This window comes from Neisseria sp. RH3002v2f, assembly GCF_014596375.1.
In the GTDB taxonomy this organism is placed as follows: Bacteria; Pseudomonadota; Gammaproteobacteria; order Burkholderiales; family Neisseriaceae; genus Neisseria; species Neisseria cinerea.
Window position 1 is genome coordinate 60,247 of the sequence record NZ_MAYZ01000024.1, and the last position, 25,173, is coordinate 85,419.

Consider the following 25,173-nt stretch of genomic DNA (forward strand, 5'->3'; position numbering starts at 1 on the left):
AGTTTGATATATTTGTAGGGATATCATATTTTGCAATACGCTACAAGCCATATAAAAAACCTCCGTATTGAATACAATACGGAGGTTTTTCAACTTGGTTTACCAGAGGTAGCCGACGCCGACACCGCCACCGGTTTTGGCTTTAGTATTGACGTTGACTTGACCTTTAATCAACCATTTTCCATTATCGCTGATACTGGAGTAACCAACAGCCAAAGCACCTTGAGAACCGTAGGTGCCGACTGATGCGGCAACCATAGATTTACCCGGCAGGTAGACCTGAGGCAGGGATGCAGCAGCATTCGAGCCGGCTGCTACACCATCGATCTTATCTTCAAGATCTTTTGTAACGCCTTTGAGCTGACTTACATTCACAGCATCACCATCTTTTATACCCGGAGCAACATTAGATATACGGACGGGTGCCTGATTGTCCTTGCTGCCAAGCTTCAGCGATCCATCTTCAGCAGCACTTAAAGTCGGAGCATGTTGCGAGGTTCCGAGAGACAGGCTGTTGAAATTCACATCGTCTTTGGTTGCATAGGTCACTTTACCGTTCGCTTCTTGTTTCACAGTTAAGTTTTTACCTGCAATCATTTCAACTGCTTTGCCCGGGTTGATCACTTCATCACCGGTAGATGCAGGATCTTTCTTACCGGCGGCAGTTGCAGAAGTCTTCAGCGTAAAGCCGGATGCGTTAATCATATCCGCAACGTTTTGGACAGTTGCCACTTTGTTCAACGGAGCTGCCGCAGCTTGGGCTGCTTTAAGTGCATCTTGGGCAGCTTTTTTCGCTTCCGGAGTTGCCGCTGCATCTTTTGCCAACTTATCAACCGCTTTTTGCGCGTCTTCTACCGCTTTAAGCAAATCTGCAGGTTTTTTATCGGCAGGAATCAGACCTACAACTTTACCCGTAGCTTTACCGTCTTTGGTTTCCGCAGTAATTTCACCCGCATCCACATCAAACTTCACGGTGCTGGTCAGGTTGTCTGCTGTTTCAACAACTGCTTTTGTACCTTTGCCGTTGATGAAGTCCACGGTGTCGTATGGTTTCACAAAGTCGCGGGCTTCGTCGTTGTTTTTCAGGTTCCAACCCGCATTCAACACGTCGGAAACGGTTGCCGCATTGTTACCGGCTTTATTGACGATATCGGCAGCTTTTTCGGCCGTAATTGGTGCAGACTTATTGTCTTTACCGGCAATCGGATTGCCCGCAACATCTTTGGCATTCTTATCTGCGTCATTTACAGACGGCAGATTAGATTTCACATTACCCAATGTTGTCGGTGAGCCAATGGCATTCGGTGCCGCTGCAGGATTAACCATATTCGTTGTTAAGTCCTTAGGCTTCACTTCTGTTGTAGTCGGATTGCCTTTGTCGTCAACGGTAAAGTATTGGTCGCCCACTTTAGTTACCGGCGTATCCTTTCCATTGACTTTGGCAGTATATTGGACAGGCAAACCGGTCACATCGACTTTTACTGTCGTTGTGGTTACTTTATTGCCGTCTTTATCAACAGACTCTTTCGTCGCCAATTTAACTTTCGTGTTGTTGCCGTCTGCAAAACGAAGTTCGTCGTCAGGGTTGACTTTCTCATCTTCGTCTTTGAAGTCTGCCGCAGATAGAGCATCTTTCTGCTTACCAACTACAAAGCCTGATTTTTGAATCGCAGCAGCTACCTTATTACCCGTTACGTAACCGTCACCCGCATTGGTCGGGGTTGTACCCGCGTCAGGGGTTACCGGGTTTTTATCGGCTTTTGGCTTACCGGTTTTCGGATCAATATCTGCGGTATTGTAATATTGGTCTCCTACTTTGGTTACCGGAGTATCCGTTCCATTGACTTTAGCAGTAAATTGATTCGGTTTGATTACCTCGCCATCTTTAACGCTAATCGTGATTTCACGGACGCCGTCTTTTGTTGTCTCACCTTTGACGGAAATGCCGGTACCACCTTTGAAGTCTACTTGGTTGGCGTTCTTCACAACATCTTTATAGCCGTTGCCGTCTTTGGTCGATACCACCCAACCCATATTCGCTATATCACGAACTGTTGCAGCTGAATTTAAAGTCTCATCACTTAATGGCTCAGTAACTTTACCCGTTTTAGGATCCTTCTTACCTTCTAAATTTACTAACTTAGGTTGTTCAGCTTCAGGAGTTGCAGTCTTACCATCTTTAGTACCTTCAGGGGCTGTTGGCACTGCTGTTGTATTCAACACAGAACCCACACCTTTTAATTGAGTCGGTTTGCCATCGTCAGATGAGATGTTTAATGCTGTTGTAGGTTCAACAGTTTTACCATCTTGATCTTTACCTGTGTTATTTGTCGCAGGGGTTGCTTTTTCTGCTTTAAACTCAACCGATGGTGCTGCTTTAGTTGTGACTTTATCTGCGTCAACTGGTGTTGCTTTAGCAGGATCTTTCACCTTACCATTTTCCACTTGATCTGCTGGATAGAACTTACCATCATCCGCTTTCACAAGAGGGTTGTTGTTTTTATCGGTATAAGTCGCACCATTTGGATTTGCAATTTTAACTGTGTTGAACTCAACATCGTCTTTCGTTGCGTAAGTCACTTTACCGTTTTTATCTTGTTTCACAGACATATTTTTGCCTGCTATCATTTCAACGGTTGCGCCTGGATTGATTAACTCTCCTTCATCTTTCGTGCCGTTCACTTTCTGACCTTCTGCTGCAGAAGTTTTCAAGTTAAAGCCTGATTTGTTAATCATATCCGCCACATTTTGCGCTGTTGCTACCAAATTAGGTGCATTATTTACCGCACTTTGAGCTTTATTTACTGCGTCTTGAGCAGCTTTTTTCTCCTCTTCTGTTGCTGTTGGCTTATTATTTAACTCATCTAATTTAGCCTTAGCCGCTTTTAATGCATCTTCAGCCGCTTTCTTCGGTCCTGTTACCGCACCTGTTGCTGTATCTGCTTCATTCTTCGCAACATCCACTAAGCCATTTGCTACGTTTACAGTAATCGTACGAACACCTTTCGCATCCGTTTCGCCTGTTACCGTAGCTATACCTGTGCCTACAAAGTTCACTTTGTTAGTATTACGCACTTGGTCTGTATAGCCATTCGTTGGAGCACCTACAATCCAACCCATATTTTGCAAGTCGCCTATTGTCGCTGCATTGTTCGGGTTAGAGTTTGCAAAGTCTACTAAGCCTGCTGCTGGATCCATCTTCGCTGGCGGCGTAACTGCTTTTGCTGTATCCGTAGGAACACCTTTCGCACTGATTTGATCCGCTGGATACCATTTACCATCGTTCGCCAATTTAAGCGGTTGTTTTACATCCGCATCTGTTGTGCCATCTTCTAATGAACCATCAGCTTTTACTTTACCTTCTGGATAATACTTACCGTCATTTGCTTTAACGAGTTTATTACCATCAGCATCTACCGGTGCGATAGTTTCTGCACCTTGCGCTACATTACCCAATTGCATTGGCGCATTCGCAGATTTGTCATCACCATTGTTCATTGAAGCAATCACATCTGCTGGTTTTGTACCATTCGTCAATGCCGTTACTGGCGTTGCAGTGCCAGCTGTTACTTGTTCTGGTGTTGTACCTTTAGGATACACTTTACCACCAATTACCACTGAACCTGCAGGATAAGCCTTATCACCAAACACCACTGAATCTGCTGGGTAGAAGTTATCTCCTGCTTTCACCAGTTTGTTACCTGCTTTATCGGTATAAACTACTGGCGATTGAGCCGTTTCAACAGTAATAGTACGAATACCATCTTTGGTTTCGCCGGTTACGGTAATGCCATTTTTACCCACGAAGTCCACTTGGTTCGCATTTTTCACCACATCTTTATAGCCGTTGCTATCTTTTGTTGATACTACCCAACCCATATTTTGTAGATCGCCTACGGTTGCCGCAGCGTTTTTATTCACTGGTGCATCTTTGGTTCCCACTAAGTCAACCAGATTTGGTTTATCCGCATCTGCCGTTGGCGTACCATTCGGATTAGTGTCTACAGGTTTCACGTTCAGGGTAGAACCCACACCCGTAATCTGGGTCGGTTTGCCGTCTGAAGAAGAGACATTTAACGCTGTTGTCGGTTGGTCTTTCGCCTCATTGCCGTTATTCGTTGCAGGTTTGGCTTTTTCCGCCTTCATCGCAACTGGAGACAATTTGGTGACTTTAGCCGCATCAACAGGATTACCTTCAGCGTCTTTATATTTATCACCATCTTTAGTAACAGGCTTACCGTTTTCATCGACATAAGTGTTGTCACCACCTACATTTACCGTATTGAACGACACATCGTCTTTGGTTGCATAGGTCACTTTACCGTTCGCTTCTTGTCTCACGGTTAAGTTTTTACCTGCAATCATTTCAACGGTTTTACCCGGGTTGATAACTTCATCACCAGTAGATGTAGCATCTTTTTCTCCGCCTTCAACGTTAGAGGTTTTCAGCGTAAAGCCGGATGCGTTAATCATATCCGCAACGTTTTGGGCATTAGCAACTTTATTGCCGCCAGCTTTATTCACTGCATCTTCTGCAGCTTCTAATGCTTTTTTCGCAGCTTCATCATTAGGATTTTTCTCAACTTCTTCTTGAGCTTTATCTAATGCATCTAATAGATCTTGTGGTACTGGACCTTTTACTGAGCCATCACTTTCTGGCGTTATTTCAGCCATATCGACATTAAAGGTGACATTACTCTTTAAACCTTTCTCATCGGTTTCAACAACTGCAACTGTTCCTATTCCATTGACAAAATTCACCGTGTCGTAAGGTTTTACGAAGTCTTTCGCAGTGCCATTGTTTTGTAAGTTCCAACCTGCATTTAATACGTCACCTGCAGTAGCAGCATTGTTAGGATTTACATAGTTAAGAGCTGCTGCATCTGTTGAATTAACAGGACCATGTTCAGTAGTTGGCGCTTTTGTATCTTTTTTAGCTCCATCTAAGTTGCCTGCTACATTAGATAATGTTGTTGGTGCTGTTGTACCCTCTGGACCATTGATTGATGTAATTACATCACCTTTTGGTATCTCTGTATCTCCCTTACCTTTTCCATCTGGAGTTGTATGGTATGTTACATTTCCCTTGTCATCCTTAATTGGATATACAGTCTTACCATCTTTATCTGTGTACACAACTGGTGTTACAGAGTTATTCGTGGATACTTGGTCATCTACTTTTACAGTGATGGTACGTACACCTTTATCATCAGTTTTACCAGTTACAGATGCTGTACCTTCACCTACAAATTTCACCTCATTTGCATTACGTACTTGATCTGAGTAGTCATTACCTTTTGCAGATACAATCCAACCTAAGTTTTGTAAATCACCTACAGTAGCTGCATTATTAGGATTAGACTGACTAAAATCAATTAAACCTGCTTTACCAATGTTATTTGGTACAGCTACTGGAGATGCATCTTTCTTAGGTTGACCATTAGGCTCAACTTGATCAGCTGGATACCATTTACCATCATTACCTAATTTCTTGTCCTCTACTGGAGCAAACGTATTTGCACCGCTTGCAACATTTCCTAATTGTGTTGCATTGCCAGCTTTGTTTGCTTCTGCATTTGGATTTACTAAATTAGTTTTTACAGTATCTCCAGCAACTGCTGTTGGTTGCTCATTCAATGCTGTTCCATCTGCATTTTTAAACTGCTTAGTTTTTGGATCATATACTTTTCCAGCTAAATCGCTTTCTTTGTAATATTTTCCATCTGCTGCTTTAACTACTTTATCTCCAGCTTCATTTGTATATGCGATCGGTAAGTCTTTTACATCTATTTGTACATTACTTACTTTTCCTTCTGCATCCGTGGTCACTACCGCTTTGGTATTGAGTCCATCTACAAAATTCACTGTGTCGTATGGTTTCACAAAGTCACGAGCGTCGCCGTTATTTTGTAAGTTCCAACCCGCATTCAACACGTCGGAAACGGTTGCCGCATTGTTACCGGCAAATTTATTGCTCGTCGGATCCAACAACTCAGCTGCTTCAGCTGCCGTCATCGGCGCAGACTTGTTGTCTGTACCTACTTTAGGTGCTGTGCTGTTCGGGTCAAATGCCTGTTTGGTTGTATCGTTCACCGTCGGCAGGTTGCTGCCGATGTTTGACAGGTGCATAGGGTTGTTTGCAGCGTTGTTACCACCATTGTTCATGGAGGCGATGACCTTATCGTTCGGTACTACTTGGGCATTTTCTTTTGGTTTGCCGTTTTCAACTTCATCGGCTTTATAGAATTTATCGCCAACTTTAACCAGCTTGTCACCGGCTTTATTGGTATAAACCACTGGAGTTTGTGCCGCTTCAACGGTGATGGTTCGAACACCGTCTTTAGTTTCGCCGGTTACGGTAATGCCATTTTTACCCACAAAGTCTACTTGGTTAGCGTTCTTCACAACATCGGTATAACCGTTGCCGTCTTTGGTTGACACGACCCAACCCATGTTCGCCAAATCGCCTACGGTTGCCGCTGAGTTCAAAATCTCAGGTGCAAGGCTTGATTTATTACCTGCTTTTGGATCGTTACCAAGGTTCACTAAGTTTTGGTTACCCGCTGTTGCCGGAGTATCCCCTTGTTTACCAGTTGATGTCGGCTGCTCTTTTGTATTCAACACAGAACCCACACCTTTCAACTGTGTCGGTTTGGCGTCTGAAGAGATATTCAGCGCAGTTGTTGGTTTGTTTGCCGCATCGTTGTTAGAGGCATCTGTTGCTTTATCTGTTGTGAAGTTAACCGGTGCTTTACCGTTTTGAGTATCACCCACTTTGACAGAAGTAAATTCAACGTTATCTTTGGTTGAATAGGTCACTTTACCGTTCGCTTCTTGTTTCACGGTTAAGTTTTTACCTGCCACCATTTCAACGGCTTTGCCCGGGTTGATGACTTCATCGTCGCCTGATTCTTTCTTACCGTCGGCAGTTGCAGAAGTCTTCAGCGTAAAGCCGGATGCGTTTATCATATCCGCAACATTTTTAGCCGTAGCAACGCCTTTATCATCTACAGCCTTATTTAATGCTGCTTCAGCATCTTTGACTTTATTCTCAGCCGCTTCTTTCTGCTCAGGTGTTGCTTCTTTAGGCAATGCAGCTAAGGCATCTTTTGCATCTTTTAATGCTGTTTGAAGCGCAGGATTAGTTGACGGTGCAATAACAGAACCGTCTTTGCTTGAAACTAGTTCGGCAGTTTTTGTTTCCGGCACTTCCACATCAACGGTAATGGTGCGAATACCTGTCGCAGGATCTGTTTTACCCGATACTTTGGCTGCGTTTTTGCCGACGAATTTCACTTCGTCAGCGTTTTTCACTTTGTCAGAGTATTCTGCAGCAGTAGCTGCACCGTCTGCACCTGTTGTTTTGTCCGAAGATACAACCCAACCCATATTACGCAAATCACCTACAGTAGCTGCTGTAGTATCAGGAACAGTTAGGTTTCCTGCAGTTGGTTTGCTTAAGTCTACAAGACCTGCTTTTGGCGTTCCTTCTGCATAATTCGTCAAACCAGATGTAACATTTTTAACTGTTTTTCCACCATTATCTAAGCCATCTTTTGTTAAAGATACTGGGTTTGCTGGCGCATCTTTTGGCGTGATTGTCATACCATTGCCATTGATCACAGTTGTATCACCAGCTTGGTTTTTAAATTCAGCGCTTGTTAGACCAGTTAATTCTTTTTGTAAAGAATAGATAAAGTTTTTACCATCTTGTTTAACGGCTAAATTATCACCAGCTTTGAAAGTTACTGTATTACCTGCTTTGATCAACTCTGTAGCAGCACCAGACACAGTACCAGTGCCATCTTTACCTGCTGTCGCTTTCCAGCCCATAGATGTTAAAGCATTCACCAATTGATCCGCAGTGACCAATTTACCACCAGTTGTATCAGCTGTTGGCACTCCATTTGTATCTGTCGTAATCGTGCCAGTTTTTGGAGTTAATGTGATGGTATCGCCTGCTGCACTTACTTCTAGCAAATTGCCATCGCTAGATTTAACAGTGAAAGCGATTCCATTTTCTTTATTTAATGCTTGTTTATCAGTTTCTGTAGCGGCATTAGTACCTGTTTGTCCTTTTAACTGAATTGTATTATTCGCCAATTTATGGAATTGGCTACCGTTAATAGCATCTTTGGAATCTGCAGATATGTCTCCATCTTTTACATTGGTAACTTTTACTGGCTCTGTTCCATCTTTATCGGATACTTTGATATTGCCATCATCTGTTTTAGACAATTTAGGACCTTGATCTCCACCGACTTGTACAGTTGTAAACGTTACATCATCTTTTGTCGAGAATGTGAATTTACCCTCAGCTTGAGCAATCTTGATGTTTTTATCGGCTTCGAAGGTTACTGTATCGCCTGCTTTCACTGGCTGAACTTTCGTACCCGTATTTTCACCGCTTGTTGTGGCAGCTGAAGTTGCATTCCAAGCAGCCGCTTTAATGGCCTCTGCCACGTTGCCTACGGTAGCGATTTTGTTTTCATTGCCCGCAGTTACTGTCGGCACAGCTGCTGTAGTGATGTTGCCGGTATTAACTTTTAAGCCGTTTTCATCGGTTGTAAGGGTATTATCGGCAGCTTTTACTTTAACGCCGTCATTTGTTACTTCTAAAGACTTATCTGCTGCTTTTACCTTGATTTTATTGTCGTTGGTTTTTTCCAAACCATCGCCAAGGTTTGCGCTGTATTTGATTTTGCTGATTTTGCCGTCTGTATTTTCAACAGATACAGTTGTGCCTTCGCCGTCAACAAAATTAACGGTGTCATAGGCGGTAACAAAATCTTTTGCCGTACCTTTTTCTTGCAAGTTCCAGCCTGCATTCAATACATCGCCCACGGTTGCGGCGTTGTTTTTAATGTCATCTACATTATTCGGTTTGTCTGCTTTAGTTGTCGGCGCAGTTGTACCTGTTTTCGCACCGTCAAGATTGCCGGCTACATTGGTAATCGGATTACCGCCGTTGTTTAAGCCGTTTTCGGTCAATGAAACGGGTTTCTTACCTGTAGAGGTTGCCGGAGTAATGGTTACGCCTGCATTAGTCAGCTTGGTTGTCGGTGCATCTGTACCCGTACCGATAAACTCTGCACTGGTCAGGTTGGTTAATACAGGGTTCAGGCTGTAGGCAAAATCGGCTTTTCTGATTTTCTTTTTAACTGTTTTACTTTTATCAAAATCATCCGGAACATCAACTTCAGATACGGTTTCATCACGGTCTAATTTCAAGTTGTTGCCGACTTGGAATTGGACTTTATCTTCCGAACGGATTGCGGTTTCGTAATCTTTTTTCGTGGAATCCACATTTGCATTTTTTTGTTTTGATGTGAATTCTCCTGAAGATCCCGTTACCACATTACCGCTTGTGTTAAAACCTGCTGCAATTTTTTTGGTGATAGAGTTCAACTGAGAACCATTGATAGCATCTGTAGAGTCTTCAGCTACACGACCGGCTGCCACATTTTTCAATTGACGTTCCGCACCGGAGCTACCGAAGGATACGACGTCGCCTTCAGCGGTATTGGTACCGCCAGCCCATTTAAATGTGTAAGCGATCTTGTCTTTGTCATTATCGGAAACAATATTGCCGTCGCTGTCGTAGTTCACGCTTAATTGGCGTGTACCCACCAAATCGGTTGTAGAGCCTGTACCGATTGCTACCGCATTTTGTTTAGTCGCATGTGCCCCGGTACCTAATGCCAAAGAACCGATAGCATTAGCACGCGCGCTCGCACCGATGGCTGTTGCCAAATTTCCTTTTGCTAATGCATGAACACCCAAAGACGTGGATGCGTGGCCGTTTTTATTTTTCGCATCGGCAAAGTCAAGGGTGGATGTATCCATCTCGAGGCCTGTTAGCTCTTTATATGCCTGAGCGATGGTTCCTTGAGTCTTTCTTGTCGCAGCAAAAGTATAATTACGGGTAACTTCTTTACCGTTAATTTTCTCGGTTACGCTTTTAGCGGTTATACCACCCGTTGCTTCTTCAAACTCTGTTCTTTGACTAGCAGCAGATGAAATATTTGAGCCGCCAATCATAATAGAGGAATCGCCTTGAGCATTGGTACCCAAGCCCATAGCAATCGCACCCTGATTACCAGAAGCAATAGCGCCTTTACCAACAGCAATATCAGATTCTTTGGTAGATTTTGCTTCGTGGCCTACGGCAACGGAAGATTCCGTTGCATTGGCTTGATAACCTACGGCAACCGCAGATTCTTTAGCACGGGCAGCCGTACCGGCAGCTACGGCGTAATTACCCTGAGCTTCCGCGCCCATACCGATGGCGACTGCTGCCTCCGCATTTGCCAAGATAGACGCACCGGAACCAATGGCTGTGGCACCAAAGGCACCTTTTCGAACGATAGAGTTTGTACCAATCGCCACGCCCAACGGGGTGGTAGAGTGAGCCTGCATACCGATTACGGTAGACCCGTCTTGACCATAGCTGGCACGATAGGCTTTATCTAATTCTGCGCCTACAAGCTCCTTATATTTAGCGGTAATCGTAATAGGTTGACCATTTTTTCCTGTTCCAGGTACAGTGGCAACATCAAAATCATTAACACCTTTGGCATCCCCACTGTCAGGGTTCGCAGCTTTAAAATATTTCTTGTTGTGATATTGTGTAATATCATTACCGCCGATAACGATAGAACCTTGACCCGCTATGGATTGTGCGCCAATGGCTACCGATTGGTCACCGATGGCACGGGTGTTACGCCCTAAAGCTGTCCCTTCATTAATATCTACGCCTTGGAAAGAAAAGAAACCATCTTTAGCGGCTGTTCCTGAATTATTAAAATTACTTAATGTTGCTTTTGTGCCGCCAAAAGCTTTCACCAATACGGTAGCATTATCATCCGGATCGGTACCATTACCCGTCGGTAAACCGTCTGCCCCAATCGCACGATACCCAGCACCAGCACCAGCACCAATGGCTACCGAAGAATTAATGGCAGCATTATTTCTATTAAGCCCTGTATAAGATGAGACACCAATAGCTACGCCACCTGCAGCGGCATTAGTATTTGTACTCGTGACATCAGTAGCTGCTCCAGTTCTACTAGAGCCGGCTGTTGCATTATAGCCGACAGCAACGCTATGTCCGCCCCCTCCATCACGGCTTTTGGCTTCTCTACCAATGATAATATCATTTTCTTTTTTGGCTTCGCTGGATGCACCAAAAGCAATTGTGTTATGCGCTGTAGCCTTTGATTCATTACCAAATGCCATCGAGCGCTGCCCAGCCGCTTCTGTATTTCTACCAAGAGCTACAGTATATATATTTGTAGACTTTGAATTTGTACCTAAGGCAATCGTATCAGCTCCGTTTGTATTAGAATTATCGCCTATCGCTATGGCTCGATCTCCCTCCGCCTTACTACTAGTGGATATTGCCACGGATTTATTACCAATCGCTTTAGATCCAACACCGATTGCCTCTGCAAGAGTTCCCGATGCTTGAGAGTCAATTCCCACTGCAATTGCACTATCTCCTGTGGCTTGTGCTTTTCTACCTACCGCTACTGCATTGTTCTGAGTAGCCTTAGATTCTTTACCCACAGCAACAGCATTATTTCCTGAAGCATTTGACGATGTCCCCCAAGCAACACTGTCGCCAGATCCTGTTCCCTGCGCATTAACGGCAGCATAAGACGAATGGCCGCTTAATAGAGCCAATGCGATGGCTGAAGATTTAATAAGGTTCGCTGAAGAGCCGGATGCACTTTTTTTAGCAGTTGATGAGCTTTGTTTTTTGTGTGCCTTAGTTAATTCGGATACCGCCACCCAAGATTGGGTTGCCTGGCTCCAAATCACTCGGAATACTTTATTCATAATATAACCCTTTAAAATGTGTTTAAGATAGTCAATCCGCTATTCCGAATCGATAGGGGCGGCAGGCGTACCTTTTGGGTACTGAGCGGCTGTATGCGGTTTTATCCGGTTTTTGCATATTCGCCCTTGCTCATACGGTTTGTAAGCTTGGGACAAACCATGTGCTGTGTTTTCGGAAACGATATTGGGAAAAAATCAACTTTGCATTATAACAAAGAGCCTGCGGTATTTTAGAAATTGATGCAATATTGCTTTATTTTACAATGGAGTCTCGGCTCTAGTATTGTCCGGCAGAGAGGGGTATGTTGTCTGCCGGCGGAGGTTTCAGACGGCATCGGTTTGGGTAGGCGGGTAGATTTGGCTCGGCTGATATTTAATATCTTGTTTTGTAATGTTTTGTTTTGTACCGCTTGGCTGAGGTTTGGGCGGAGAGGGCATTTGGAGGAGTGGGGTCGAGGCCGGGTTCGGCATACGGGCTGTATATTGTAAGGTTTCTTTGTTGAAACCAAATGAGATAAATATATAGGAATGATGAGAAAAATGGGAAGAAGTGGGATGATGGGGGATGTGGTGGGATGGGAAAAGTGAAAAAGAGTTGCAAATAGTGCAACAAAAAACGGACGGTTTTTTATCGTCCGTTTTTTGTTGTCAGAGTCCTTTTTTGAGTGCGGCGATGGCGATGTCTAGGATTCGGCGTTCGGCGTCCGGTTGGAGTTCGCCGTTGCCGTTGATGGGGAGGTAGGGGCGCGCGGGGAGGTTGGTTTTGTGACCCCGCCCCGCTTGGCCGCCAAGGTGGTGGATGGCGGCGTATTTTTTGTTGCTGCCGATGCGGGCATAGTTGCTGCCAACCTGTGTAGTCAGGCTAGCGGCAAGTTGCCCGCTTTTTTGCAGGGTCTTGCCTTCCTCGTCTGCGGCGCGCTGGCTTTGTTTCCACCGCTGTCCGCCCCAACCTTCTGATTCGAAGTTGTCCTCGGTCATGGACAGCAATTCGGTGGCGATGCCCCGCATCATGGTGCGGGTGTCGGTGGCGTTTTTGAGCAGTGTACTTAAACCGTGGTTGAGCCTCTCTGCATCTAATTTAATCTCAAGCATGGTCAGTCCCTCAATAATTCGCGTACCCATGCCAATGATTCCGGGGTTAGCGGCTTCACTTTGTGTTGCAATTGTGCAAATATTTTATCTGAAAAAAAAGCCCTTCGGAAATCCGAAGGGCTTTGTGTAAGGAAACAGGTTACCAGAGGTAGCCCATGCCTACGCCTACGCCGACATCTGCACGGCTGTTGAGGTTGGCTTGCGCTTTCCAAATCAGTTTGCCGTTGTCGCTAATGCTTGAGTAGCCGACAGCCAGGGCGTTTTGACCCTTGAACGTGCCTGCTGCTGCGGCAACCATGGATTTGCCCGGCAGGTAAACCTGCGGCAGGCTGGCTGCGGCGTTGCTGCCCGCAATACCTGCGCGGTAGTCGCGATCCATGTTGTCCACTTTGTCGCTCAGTCGGGTAACGTTGCCGCCGATGTTATTGACGGTGTCGCCCAGTCGGTTGATGCTTTGGTTGGTCGCGTGCAGCTGGCTGCCGTTAACCGCATCTTTAGAATCTGCGCTAATGTTTCCGTTTGCGACGTTGGTAATTTTGACCGGAGTTCCGTTGCTGCCGGATACTTTCAGATCGTTACCGTCGTTAGTTAATTTAGGACCGGTATCACCACCAAGCTGTACGCTGTTGAATTGAACATCGTCTTTGGTTTTATAGGTATATGCCACATTGCCATCTTTATCGACAGTTTGTGCCACTTCCATATTTTTACCAGATTCGAAGTTCACAGCCTTACCAGGATTGATGAGCGTATCTTTCGCACCACCAGTTGCAGTGGTAGAGTTTGTTCTCCAGCCTGAATTGTTGATAGCCTCAGCAACGTTTTGGGCGGTTGCCACTTTGTTCAACGGAGCTGCCGCATCTTGGGCATCTTTCAATGCTTTTTGTGCTTCTGCTTTCTTGTCTTCAGTCGCATCCGCAGGCAAATCTTTCACTGCCTGCTCGGCTTTCTTCAGATTATCTGCCAATTCCTTAGCTTTATCCGCAGCAACAGGACCAGTTACTGAACCGTCGGTATTTGGAGTGATTTTGGCAGTTTCAACAGATGGAGCTTCCACATCAACGGTAATAGTGCGCACGCCGTTCACGGTTTTACCCGATACTTTGGCTGCGCCTTTGCCGACGAATTTCACTTCGTTGGCGTTTTTCACTACATCTTTATATTCGCCTGTCGCATCGGTTGCTTTATCAGATGAAACCACCCAACCCATATTTTGCAGGTCGCCTACGGTTGCAGCAGCGTTTTTATTCACCGGTTTAGCGTCTGTGCCGACCAAATCAACCAGGTTACCCGTTGTCGGCGTACCGTTCGGATTGGTATCCACAGGTTTCACGTTCAGGGTAGAGCCCACACCCGTAATCTGGGTCGGTTTGCCGTCTGAAGAAGAAACATTCAACGCGGTTGTCGGTTTATTTGCCGGATCGTTGTTAGAGGCATCTGTTGCTTTCTCTGTTGTGAAGTTCACCGGTTTTTTACCGTCTTTGTCTTCGCCGACTTTCACAGAAGTGAACTCAACATCGTCTTTCATCGAATAGGTCACTTTACCGTTCGCTTCTTGTTTCACGGTTAAGTTTTTACCTGCCACCATTTCAACGGTTTTACCCGGGTTGATGATTTCATCGTCGCCGGATTCTTTCTTGCCGTCGGCAGTTGCGGAAGTCTTCAGCGTAAAGCCGGATGAGTTAATCATATCCGCAACGTTTTGGGCGTTAGCAACTTTATTGCCGCCAGCTTTATTCACCGCATCTTGCGCAGCTTCTAATGCTTTTTTCGCTTCCTCATCATCGGGATTTTCATCAACTTTTGCTTGAGCTGCATCTAATTTATCTAACAACTCTTGAGGAACCGGACCTTTTACCGAACCATCACTTTCTGGCGTTATTTCTGCCATATCGACATTAAACGTTACGTTACTTGTTGAAGCTTCATCATTTGTTTCAACAACTGCTGTTGTGCCTATGCCATTGACAAAGTTTACGGTGTCATACGGTTTCACAAAGTCGCGGGCTTCGCCGTTGTTTTGCAGGTTCCAACCTGCATTCAACACGTCAGAAACGGTTGCCGCATTGTTGCCGGCTTTCTTGGCGATAGCGGCAGCTTCGTCGGCCGTAATCGGCGCAGACTTATTGTCTTTGCCATCTTTTGGCGTTGTGCTGTTCGGGTCAAATGCCTGTTTGGTTGTATCGTCCACCGTAGGCAGGTTGCTGCCGACGTTTGCCAACTGCATGGGTTTGTCTTTTTTGTTGTCGCCATTGTTCATGGAGGCGATAACATTGGTTACAGCCGGATTGGACGGGTTGCCGTTTGCATCAAAAGTCGTACCTTCCGGGTAGTATTTGCCGTCAGGGTATTTCACGACTTTATTGCCGTCTGCATCGGTATAAACCACCGGGAATTGATCACGCAAGCCGGAAGCGACTGCATAAAGTTGTGAACCATTGATTGCATCGGTTGAAGTACTATCAATTTTACCCGCAGCAACGTGTTTGATTTGACGTTCATTATTTTCTGAACCAACAGAAACAAATCGACCTGCTAAGTCTTTGTTGATATTTTTTAAATTACCTTTAAAACCTGAATATGTTAGGTCTCCAACTTTAGCCTGATCTTCTTGTGTGACTGTTGTGTTATCTGCGTCACTACCATAACCTAATACAACAGCGCCATCACGCTTCTCGCCAACTGTAATGCCAGCACCTAATGTTGAAACTTTGTTGCTTGATATTTTAGATTCTTTACCTAAAGAAGCGATATCAGTCCCAGTTAATTGACTTCTTGCACCTACACCAGTTGAACGGTCTCCATCTACCGTTGCTTTATAACCAACAGCAATTGTATCCCATCCTTTAGCCTTTGATTTACCGCCTAAAGCTGTCGAAAAATTTGATACAGCTTGAGAACCATCACCTACGGCTGTAGAGTTAAAGCCATTTGATTGAGATTCATTACCTACCGCTACCGTGCCATTAGCGGTAGATTCAGCCTTGTGACCAATTGAAACCGCCTGACTACCGTTCGCATGAGCCTGGTTACCAATTGCTATAGTATCTTGCTCTTCAGCCACAGCATAAGCACCAAGCGCAACTGCAGCACCACCAGTTTTAGCGCCATTTGCACGAGCCATTAAACCAATTGCAACATGACCGTTACCACCTACCTCTTTTGTACCTGCTACAGTTCCACTACCGATTGCAATACCATCATGAGCATAGACTGTTGCACCAGGAATATTTGCCGTTCCATTGTGAGCACCGCCTTTAAACTGGTCGCTTACTCGATCCGGAGAAATAGCCATCCCCCCCAACTGACTTGCATCAAGTTTTACTGTTGGAGAAACATTTTTAGCCTCAGCACTTGTAGATACTATTCCAGTGTTTTCAGCTACTTGTTTATCTGATGCAACAGCAATTTGAGATGCCCCTGCAACAGCTAAAAGTGCGGTAGAAATTGCGGCTAATTTTACAGATTTTGATTTACCTTTTACGGACGCTAATTCATCCACAGCAGTCCAAGTTTGGGTTGTATGATTCCAGATGACCTTGAAAATCTTATTCATCGTTAAAATCCTTATAGAGGTTAGTGAATTGTCATGAAAACTATAATATTATACTTGAAAAATATGGGGTTATATATAGGAAGTTATGCAAGTAGGGGTTATTTTATGTAAATTTTGAGAGCTGTGCCTGTGTGGGAGGTTTATTTTTAATGATAGATGCTTTGATATGTCGGTAATTTGGCTGTAATGATTTTTTAATCATCAAGATTAACGGGTTACAGGTGCGAATCTGTTTGCCGGTGTGGTTTCGGATAAAAGCATCGGCAGAATAAAGCGTTTCATCTATTTCCTTTTTTAAAAGAGGCCGTCTGAAAAACATTTTTCAGACGGCCTTATTTATTTAACCAAAATCAGTCTTTCAACTTCGCCAACTGATTTTGCACTTTCGCCATTTTGTCTTCCAATTCCGCCAAATCGGCTTTGTCTTTTTCCACCAGATGCACGGGGGCTTTTTCGGTGTAGCCGGGTTTGGAGAGTTTGGCATTGAGTTTGTCCAAGGCTTTTTGCAGCTTCTCGGCTTCTTTGCTCAAACGGGCGGTTTCGGCGGCTTTGTCGATTTCGACTTTCAGCATCAGGCGCGCGCCGTTGCAGACGGCGACGGGCGCGTCTTCCGCTTCGGGCAGGTTGTCCACCAGCTTGGCTTCGGTCAGTCGGGTCAGCGACGGCAGGTATTTGAGCAGGCCTTCGAGTTCTGCGCTGCCTTCGACGAAGAGCGGTGCTTTGACGTTTGGCGCGATACCCATTTCGCCGCGCAGTTTGCGCACTTCTTCCACCAAGTCTTTCAATGCGGCCATTTTGTCGAAGGCCGTCTGAACGATTTGTTCTTTATCGGCTTGCGGATAGGCGGCCAACATGATGCTGTCGGCGGTTTTGGCATTCGCCAGAGGCGCAACGACCTGCCACAGCTCTTCGGTAATGAAAGGCATGATTGGGTGCAGCAGGCGCAGGATGGTTTCGAGTACGCGCACGAGGGTGCGGCGTGTGGTGCGTTGGGTTGTCGGGCAGCCGGTTTGGATTTGCACTTTTGCCAGCTCGATGTACCAGTCGCAATATTCGTTCCACACGAATTCGTACAGCGTTTGCACGGCAAGGTCGAAGCGGTAGGTTTCAAAGGCTTCGGCAACGGCGGCTTCGGCTTGTTGCAGTTTGCCGATAATCCATTGGTCGGCGAAGGTAAACGCCAACGGCTGCATTTCGTCTTGACCGCAGTCTTTGTCTTCGGTGTTCATCAACACGAAGTTGGTGGCGTTCCACAATTTATTGCAGAAGTTGCGGTAGCCTTCGGCACGTTTAAAGTCGAAGTTGACGCTGCGGCCGAGGCTGGCGTAGCTCGCCATGGTGAAGCGCAATGCGTCCGCGCCCATGCTGGGGATACCTTCGGGGAAGAGTTTTTTGGTGGCTTCTTCCACTTTCGGCGCGGTTTCGGGTTTGCGCAGGCCGGTGGTACGTTTCACCAGCAGTTTCTCCAAGTCGATGCCGTCGATCAAATCCACAGGATCAATGACGTTGCCTTCGGATTTGGACATTTTTTTGCCTTCGTGGTCGCGCACGATGCCGTGGATGTACACGTCTTTAAACGGTACTTTGCCGGTGAAGTGGGTGGTCATCATAATCATGCGCGCCACCCAGAAGAAGATGATTTCGTAGCCGGTAACTAAGACGTTGGACGGCAGGAAGGCTTTAAGTTCGTCGGTTTCAGACGGCCAGCCGAGCGTGGAGAACGGCACGAGCGCGGAGGAGAACCATGTGTCCAATACGTCTTCTTCGCGGGTCAAGCCTGTTTTGCCGGCTTGTTTTTCGGCTTCTTCCTGATTGCGGGCGACATACACATTGCCTTCGTTGTCGTACCACGCAGGGATTTGATGGCCCCACCACAGTTGGCGTGAGATACACCAGTCTTGGATGTTGTTCATCCATTGGTTGTAGGTATTGACCCAGTTTTCAGGGATGAAGCGTACCGCGCCGCTGTCGACGGCTTTTTTGGCTTTGTCGGCAAGGCTCAAGCCTTTGAATTCGCTGTCAGGCTCGCCGCCGTTTGGCGTGGCGGACATGGCGACAAACCATTGGCTGGTCAGCATCGGCTCAATCACTGAGCCGGTACGGTCGCCCTTCGGCGTCATCAGCGTGTGCGGTTTGATTTCGACCAAGAAGCCTTGTTCCTGCAAATCGGCAACCATTTGTTTGCGCGCGGCAAAGCGGTCCAAGCCTGCGTATTTTTCAGGCAGGGCAAAGCCTTGTTGCGCTTCGCCTTTGAAGTTGAACACTTCGGCGTTTGCCAACACTTTAGCTTCCAGGTCGAACACATTAATCAGGCGCGTGTCGTGGCGTTTGCCGACTTCGTAGTCGTTGAAGTCGTGCGCAGGCGTGATTTTCACGCAGCCGGTTCCGAAGTCTTTTTCGACATATTCATCGGCAATAACGGGGATGGTGCGACCGGTTAGCGGCAGTATTAATTCTTTGCCGATTAAGTGGGTGTAACGTTCGTCTTCAGGGTTGACGGCAACGGCAACGTCACCCAGCAGCGTCTCAGGACGGGTGGTCGCGACGATAACGGCTTCGGCGGGATTGTCCGTCAGCGGATAGCGGATGTGCCACATAGAGCCTTGTTCTTCCACGCTTTCCACTTCCAAATCAGACACTGCCGTACCCAAAACCGGATCCCAGTTCACCAAGCGTTTGCCGCGGTAAATCAAGCCTTGTTCAAACAGGCGCACGAACACTTCGGTTACGGTTTCGGCGCGCACGTCGTCCATCGTGAAATACTCACGCGTCCAGTCGGCAGAGCAGCCCACGCGGCGCATTTGTTGGGTAATCGTGCCGCCGGAAACTTCTTTCCATTCCCACACTTTTTCCAAGAATTTCTCGCGGCCCAAGTCATGACGGGACACGTTTTGCGCGGCAAGCTGACGCTCGACCACGATTTGCGTGGCGATGCCCGCGTGGTCTGTGCCGGGAATCCAGGCGGTGTTGCAGCCTTTCATGCGGTAGTAGCGGGTCAGGCCGTCCATGATGGTTTGGTTGAAGGCATGGCCCATGTGCAGCGTACCGGTTACGTTGGGCGGCGGCAGTTGGATGGAGAAAGACGGTTTCGTCAAATCCATATCAGGCTGGAAATAGCCTTGGCTTTCCCAGTTTTGATAGTGTTTGGATTCGATTTCGGCGGGGGAGTATTTGTCTAACATATGAAGCCCTGAGAAATAAGATGATTTGATGGTTTGAATTATAGCGCAAATGCCGTCTGAAACGCTTTTGGAGGTTTCAGACGGCATCAAAAGGGTACGGTTAGCGGATGATGCCGCGCGTCGATTGTGCGAAAAAGTCTCGGAATACGGCAAGCTCGGCTTGGGTTTCGGCGCGGCGGAGAATGTCTGCCTTGGCTTCTTCAAACGGAATGCCGCGATGGTAGAGGGTTTTGTACACGTCTTTGACGGCGGAAATCTGCTCTGCGGTAAAACCGTTGCGGCGCATGCCTTCGCTGTTGAGCCCCGCCGGTTCGGCGCGGTAGCCCGATGCCATAAAGTAGGGCGGTACGTCTTTGTGTACGCCTGCGGCGAAGGCGGTCATGGCGTAGTCGCCGATGCGGCAGAATTGGAAAACCAGCGTGTAGCCGCCCAAAACGACGTAGTCGCCGATGGTAACGTGTCCGGCAAGCGAGGCGTTGTTGGCGAAGATGGTGTGGTTGCCGACCACGCAGTCGTGCGCGAGGTGGCAGTACGCCATAATCCAGTTGTCGTCGCCGATACGGGTTTCGCCGATGCCGGTTACCGTGCCTAAATTAAAGGTGGTGAATTCGCGGATGGTGTTGCCGTTGCCGATAATCAGCTTGGTCGGCTCGTCGCGGTATTTTTTGTCCTGCGGAATTTCGCCGAGGCTGGCAAATTGGAAAATGCGGTTGTTTTCGCCGATGGTGGTGTGGCCGTTGATGACGGCGTGCGGGCCGATTTCGGTATTCGCGCCGATTTGGACGTTGGGGCCGATAACGGTGTACGCGCCGACTTTGACGCTGGAGTCGAGTTCAGCTTTGGGGTCGATGACGGCGGTCGGGTGGATGAGGGGCATATTTTGTTCCTTCGGATGGGTATGCCGTCTGAAGGCCTGTGAGGATGTTCAGACGGCATCATGTGCATCAAACCACGCGTTTGGCGCACATAATCACGGCTTCGACGGCGACTTGCCCGTCTACTTTGGCAACGGCGTTGAATTTGCCGATGCCGCGCCGGCTGGTCAGCAGCTCGACTTCAAAGACGAGTTGGTCGCCGGGGATGACTTGGCGTTTGAAACGGGCTTCGTCTATACCGGCGAAGAAGAAGAATTCGTTTTCCTTGCGGCCGCCTTCGCTGAGGATGGCGAGTGTGCCGCAGGCTTGCGCCATGGCTTCGATGATGAGTACGCCGGGCATGACGGGCAGGTCGGGGAAATGACCTTGGAACTGCGGCTCGTTCATGGTGACGTTTTTAATCGCGGTCAGGGTTTTCATCGGCTCGAAGGCGGTAATGCGGTCGAGTTGCAAAAACGGATAGCGGTGGGGGATGAGTTTTTGGATGTCTTTGGCTTCGATAGGGAGTTGTACGTCCATGTCTGTCGTATTCCTTGAATAAAGTCGGTTTGGTTATTTGCTGGCTTGACCGGCATCTGAAAGCTGCTGCTCCAGTGTTTTGAGCCGTTTGTTCATTTCGCTCAGGCGGTGGATGTAAACAGCGTTGCGCGCCCATTCTTTATGGGTAGACATCGGGAAGATGCCGGCGAGGTGTTTGCCGCTTTCGGTAATGCTGTGGGTGACGGACGTGCCGCCGCCGATGGTGGTTTTGTCGGCGATTTCGATGTGTCCGACCGTACCGACGCCGCCGCCGATGATGCAGTAGCTGCCTATGGTTACGCTGCCTGAGATGCCGGTTTTGGCGGCGATGACGGTGTGCGAACCGATTTTGCAGTTGTGTCCGATTTGGACTTGGTTGTCGATTTTGGTGCCGTTGCCGACGGTGGTGTCGCTCATCGCGCCGCGGTCGATGTTGGTGTTCGAGCCGATTTCTACGTCGTCGCCCAGCGTTACCGCGCCGGTTTGTGGGATTTTAAACCATGAATCGCCGGCAAAAGCGAGTCCGAAACCGTCTGCGCCGATGACTGCGCCGCTGTGGATTTCGACGCGTCTGCCCAGTGTGCAGCCGTAATAAACAACGGCGTTGGGGTGCATGACGACTTCGTCGCCCAGTTTGCAATCGTGTTGGACGACGGCGTTTGCCAAGATGCGGCAGCCTTCGCCGAGCACGGTGTTTGCGCCGATGTAGGCGTTCGCGCCGATTTCGCAGCTTGCGGGAACGGTGGCACTCGGTTCGACGACGGCGGTCGGATGGATGCCGCCGCGCGCTTTGACGACGGGTGAAAACAGGCGCGCGACTTTGGCGAAATAGAGATAGGGGTCGTCGGCGACAATCAGGTTGCGCCCTTCAAATCCGTCTGCTGCTTTGGCGGAAACGATGACCGCGCCCGCGTTGCTGTCGTGGACTTCGGCTTTGTATTTCGGATTGGCAAGGAAGCTGATGTGTTGCGCCTGCGCGTCTGCGAGCGGGCGCACGGCGGTAACGGAAATGTCTTCCCCTTGCCATTTTCCGCCGAGCTGCGCAGTGATTTGGGACAGGGTGTAGGTGGTCTGGCTCATGGTTTTCCTGTTTGGAATGCCGTCTGAAAGGGGGTTAGTGGGTGTTCATTTCTTTGATGACGCTGTCGGTGATGTCGTATTGGGTGTTGACGTAAATCACGTCTTGCAAAATGAAATCGTAACCTTCCTGTTTGGCGATTTTGACGATGACGCGGTTGGCATTTTGTTGGAGTGCGGCAAACTCTTCGTTACGGCGGAGGTTGTAGTCTTCTTCAAACTGGGCTTGTTTTTTGCGGAACGCTTCGACCATTTCGCGCCATTTTTGTTCGGCTTGCGCCTTTTGCGCATCTTTGAGCTTGCTGCCGGTCAGCTGCCTTTCCAACTGAAGCCCTTCGTGTTGCAGTTTTTGCAATTCGTCCTGACGGGCGGAAAATTCGCCGTCCAGCGTTTTTTGGATGTCGCGCGCCTGTTCGGATTCGAGGTAGATGCGCTCGGTGTTGATAAAGCCGATTTTTTGGATTGCGCCGGCATGCGCGCCTACGGTGCAGCACAGGCCTATTAGGACTGCGGCAAGCTTGTCGGTAAAGCGGGTCATGGGAACTCCTTTCGGATGTTGCCGCGAAATGCCGTCTGAAGGGAATCAGACGGCATGTGCGGGATTAGAACGTCGTACCGAGTTGAAATTGGAAGCGTTGGATTTCGTCTTCCGTTTTTTTCTTCAGCGGGTAGGCGTAGCTGAATTTCATCGGCCCCAAAGGCGAGAGCCAGGTTACGGCACCGCCGGCGGAATAGCGCAATTCGTTGGAGAAGGTGGATTTGTGCGCGTTTTCCAGGTAAACCGATTTGTTGTTGCCGCTTTCGGCGGCGGTATAGGTTTTGTCATCCCACACGCTGCCTGCATCGGCAAACAGGCTCAGGCGGACGGTGCGTGCGTCTTTCGCACCCGGCATCGGGAAGAGCAGTTCGGCGGAAACGTTGGCTTTTTTGTTGCCGCCGTAGCTGATCTTGTCGCCGTATTCGTCATAGACTTTCGGACCGAGCGTGCCGCTTTCGTAACCTCGTACCGAACCCAAGCCGCCGCCGTAGAAGTTTTCAAAGAAGGGGATTTCTTTGGTTTTGCCGTAGCCGTTGGCATAGCCGATTTCGCCGCCAAGCATCAGTGTGAAGGTTTTGCTCAGTGGGAAGAACCAGGTTTGGTTGTGGGTGGCGGAGTAGTATTGCAGTTTGCTGCCGGGCAGGGCGATTTCGGCATTGACGCCTGCCAGGTAACCGCGTGTCGGCCACAGGGCATTGTCGGTTTTGTTGCGTCCCCAGCCGACGGTACCTTTGTACAGCCAGCCTTTGAAGCTGCCGTCTGCGCCGTTGGTTTTGCCGTATTTCTTGATAAAGTCGGCATAGCGTTTGGGCGCTTTGTTGTAGGTGTTGACGGTTAGATGTTCTGCCGCCAAACCGAAATTCACGCGGTCGTATTCGGTAACGGGGATACCCATCCTTACACCGCCGCCGGCGGTGGTGGTTTTATATTGTTTGACGCTGGTCGATGCTTTGCGCGGGTCGAAGGCTTTTCCGTAAATATCGTAGCCCAGGCTGACCCCGTCTGCCGTGAAGTACGGGTCGGTAAACGACAGCGAGCCGTTAAGCGTGGTTTTGCTCCTGGAGGCGCGCAGGGCGGCCGACTTGCCCGTACCGAACAGGTTGTCTTGGGAAACGCCTGCGGACATGACCAACCCGGTATCTTGAACCCAACCCGCGCTCAAATCCAGGGAACCGGTGGAACGTTCGGTCAGGCTCATGTTCAAATCGACTTTGTCGGGCGTGTTGGCAAGCGGGACGGTGTCAAACTGGACATTGTCGAAGTAGCCTAAAAGCTCGACACGCTCTTTGGAGCGTTGCAGCTTGGAAGTGTCGTAAGGCGCTGATTCCATTTGGCGCAATTCGCGGCGCACGACTTCGTCGCGGGTTTTGTTGTTACCTGTGATATGGATTTCGTTGACGTAGATTTTCCGGCCGGGTTCGATGTGCAGTATGAAGTCGACGGTTTTTGTTTCCGCATTGGGCAGCGGTTGGACGCTGATTTCGCTGTAGGCGTAGCCTGCGGAACCCATACGGTTTTGGATGGCACTCAAAACTTCGGTCATTTGCTGGCGTTCGTACCATTTGCCGGGTTTCATGGTCAGCAGCTTTTCCAATTCGGCTTTGGGTACTTCGTTGGTATCGCCTTCAATGGAGACTTTGCCCCAGCGGAAACGTTCGCCTTCGTGGACGGTGATTTTGATGGTCTGCTTGGTTTTGTCTTCGTTGGTTTGGATGTCGGTATCGAGGATACGGAAGTCGAAATAGCCGTTGTTTTGGTAGAAATCGGTTATTTTCTCCATATCTTGGGTGAATTTCTGACTGTTGAACTGGTTGCTCCTGGTCAGCCACGTCCAAATGCCGGCTTCGGTCAGGGACATTTGCCGCATCAGTTTGCGGTCGGAATAGACTTGGTTGCCTTCAAATTCGATGTCGGTGATTTTGGCGGATTGCCCCTCGTCAATCGTGATGTCTATGGAGACGCGGTTGCGGGAGAGTTTGGTAACTTTGGGGGTAATTTGAATGTTGAGTTTGCCGCGTCCGAGATATTCTTCTTTCAATCCGGCGACTGCCTGGTTGAGTGTCGCCTGGTTGAAGTATTGCGACTGCGCCAGTCCGAACGACTCGAGATTTTTTTTGATGACGTCGTTTTGCAGGATTTTCGCACCGCTGATATTGAGCGATCCGATGGTAGGGCGTTCGATGACGGTCAGCAGGAGCTGTCCGTCTGCGGATTCAACGCGTACGTCGTCGAAGAACCCGGTCGCGTACAGGCTTTTGATGATTTCCCCGCCGCGGCCGTCGTTGTAGGCATCGCCGATTTTTACGGGCAGGTAGTTGAATACGGTACTCGGTTCGGTACGCTGCAAGCCTTCGATACGGATGTCTTGGATGGTAAAGTCGGCAAATGCCAAAGGCGATATGCCCAAGACCATCAGTGCGGAAGCAATCTGTTTCAGTTTCATCATAAGTTCCTTGTGGTGCGTTATGCTTTCAGACGGCATAACGAAACGTG

The 25,173-nt window shown here is 48.1% G+C and carries 9 protein-coding genes; all 9 read right to left on the bottom strand.

Annotated elements, in window-relative coordinates:
- Positions 1-99 precede the first annotated feature (99 nt).
- On the bottom strand, positions 100-11,841 hold the full coding sequence (locus BBW69_RS10020; RefSeq protein ID WP_223169987.1) for a YadA-like family protein: 11,742 nt from the start codon (positions 11,839-11,841) through the stop codon (positions 100-102).
- Positions 11,842-12,489: 648 nt separating this feature from the next.
- Complete coding sequence (locus BBW69_RS08420) at positions 12,490-12,933, bottom strand: phage virion morphogenesis protein (protein WP_188211046.1); 444 nt, start codon at positions 12,931-12,933, stop codon at positions 12,490-12,492.
- A 139-nt stretch (positions 12,934-13,072) separates the two neighbouring features.
- Positions 13,073-16,489: a YadA-like family protein gene (locus BBW69_RS08425; protein ID WP_188211007.1), complete on the bottom strand. Its 3,417-nt coding sequence runs from the start codon at positions 16,487-16,489 to the stop codon at positions 13,073-13,075.
- A 350-nt stretch (positions 16,490-16,839) separates the two neighbouring features.
- Positions 16,840-19,671 carry a valine--tRNA ligase gene (locus BBW69_RS08430; RefSeq protein WP_188211047.1) on the bottom strand — a complete coding sequence of 944 codons (2,832 nt, stop codon included), beginning with the start codon at positions 19,669-19,671 and terminating at the stop codon, positions 16,840-16,842.
- Positions 19,672-19,771: 100 nt separating this feature from the next.
- Positions 19,772-20,548: an acyl-ACP--UDP-N-acetylglucosamine O-acyltransferase gene (gene lpxA / locus BBW69_RS08435; protein ID WP_107859592.1), complete on the bottom strand. Its 777-nt coding sequence runs from the start codon at positions 20,546-20,548 to the stop codon at positions 19,772-19,774.
- Positions 20,549-20,615: 67 nt separating this feature from the next.
- A complete protein-coding gene (gene fabZ / locus BBW69_RS08440; RefSeq protein WP_003675936.1) occupies positions 20,616-21,065 on the bottom strand; it encodes a 3-hydroxyacyl-ACP dehydratase FabZ in 450 nt (149 codons plus the stop codon).
- 33 nt (positions 21,066-21,098) lie between these two features.
- Entirely contained in the window at positions 21,099-22,145 is a 1,047-nt protein-coding gene (lpxD, locus tag BBW69_RS08445; RefSeq protein WP_188211008.1) for a UDP-3-O-(3-hydroxymyristoyl)glucosamine N-acyltransferase, read from the bottom strand.
- A 34-nt stretch (positions 22,146-22,179) separates the two neighbouring features.
- The gene (locus tag BBW69_RS08450) at positions 22,180-22,680 is read right to left on the bottom strand and encodes an OmpH family outer membrane protein (protein WP_188211009.1); all 501 of its coding nucleotides are present in this window, start codon (positions 22,678-22,680) and stop codon (positions 22,180-22,182) included.
- Positions 22,681-22,744: 64 nt separating this feature from the next.
- Positions 22,745-25,123 carry an outer membrane protein assembly factor BamA gene (gene bamA / locus BBW69_RS08455; RefSeq protein ID WP_039854091.1) on the bottom strand — a complete coding sequence of 793 codons (2,379 nt, stop codon included), beginning with the start codon at positions 25,121-25,123 and terminating at the stop codon, positions 22,745-22,747.
- Positions 25,124-25,173 lie beyond the last annotated feature (50 nt).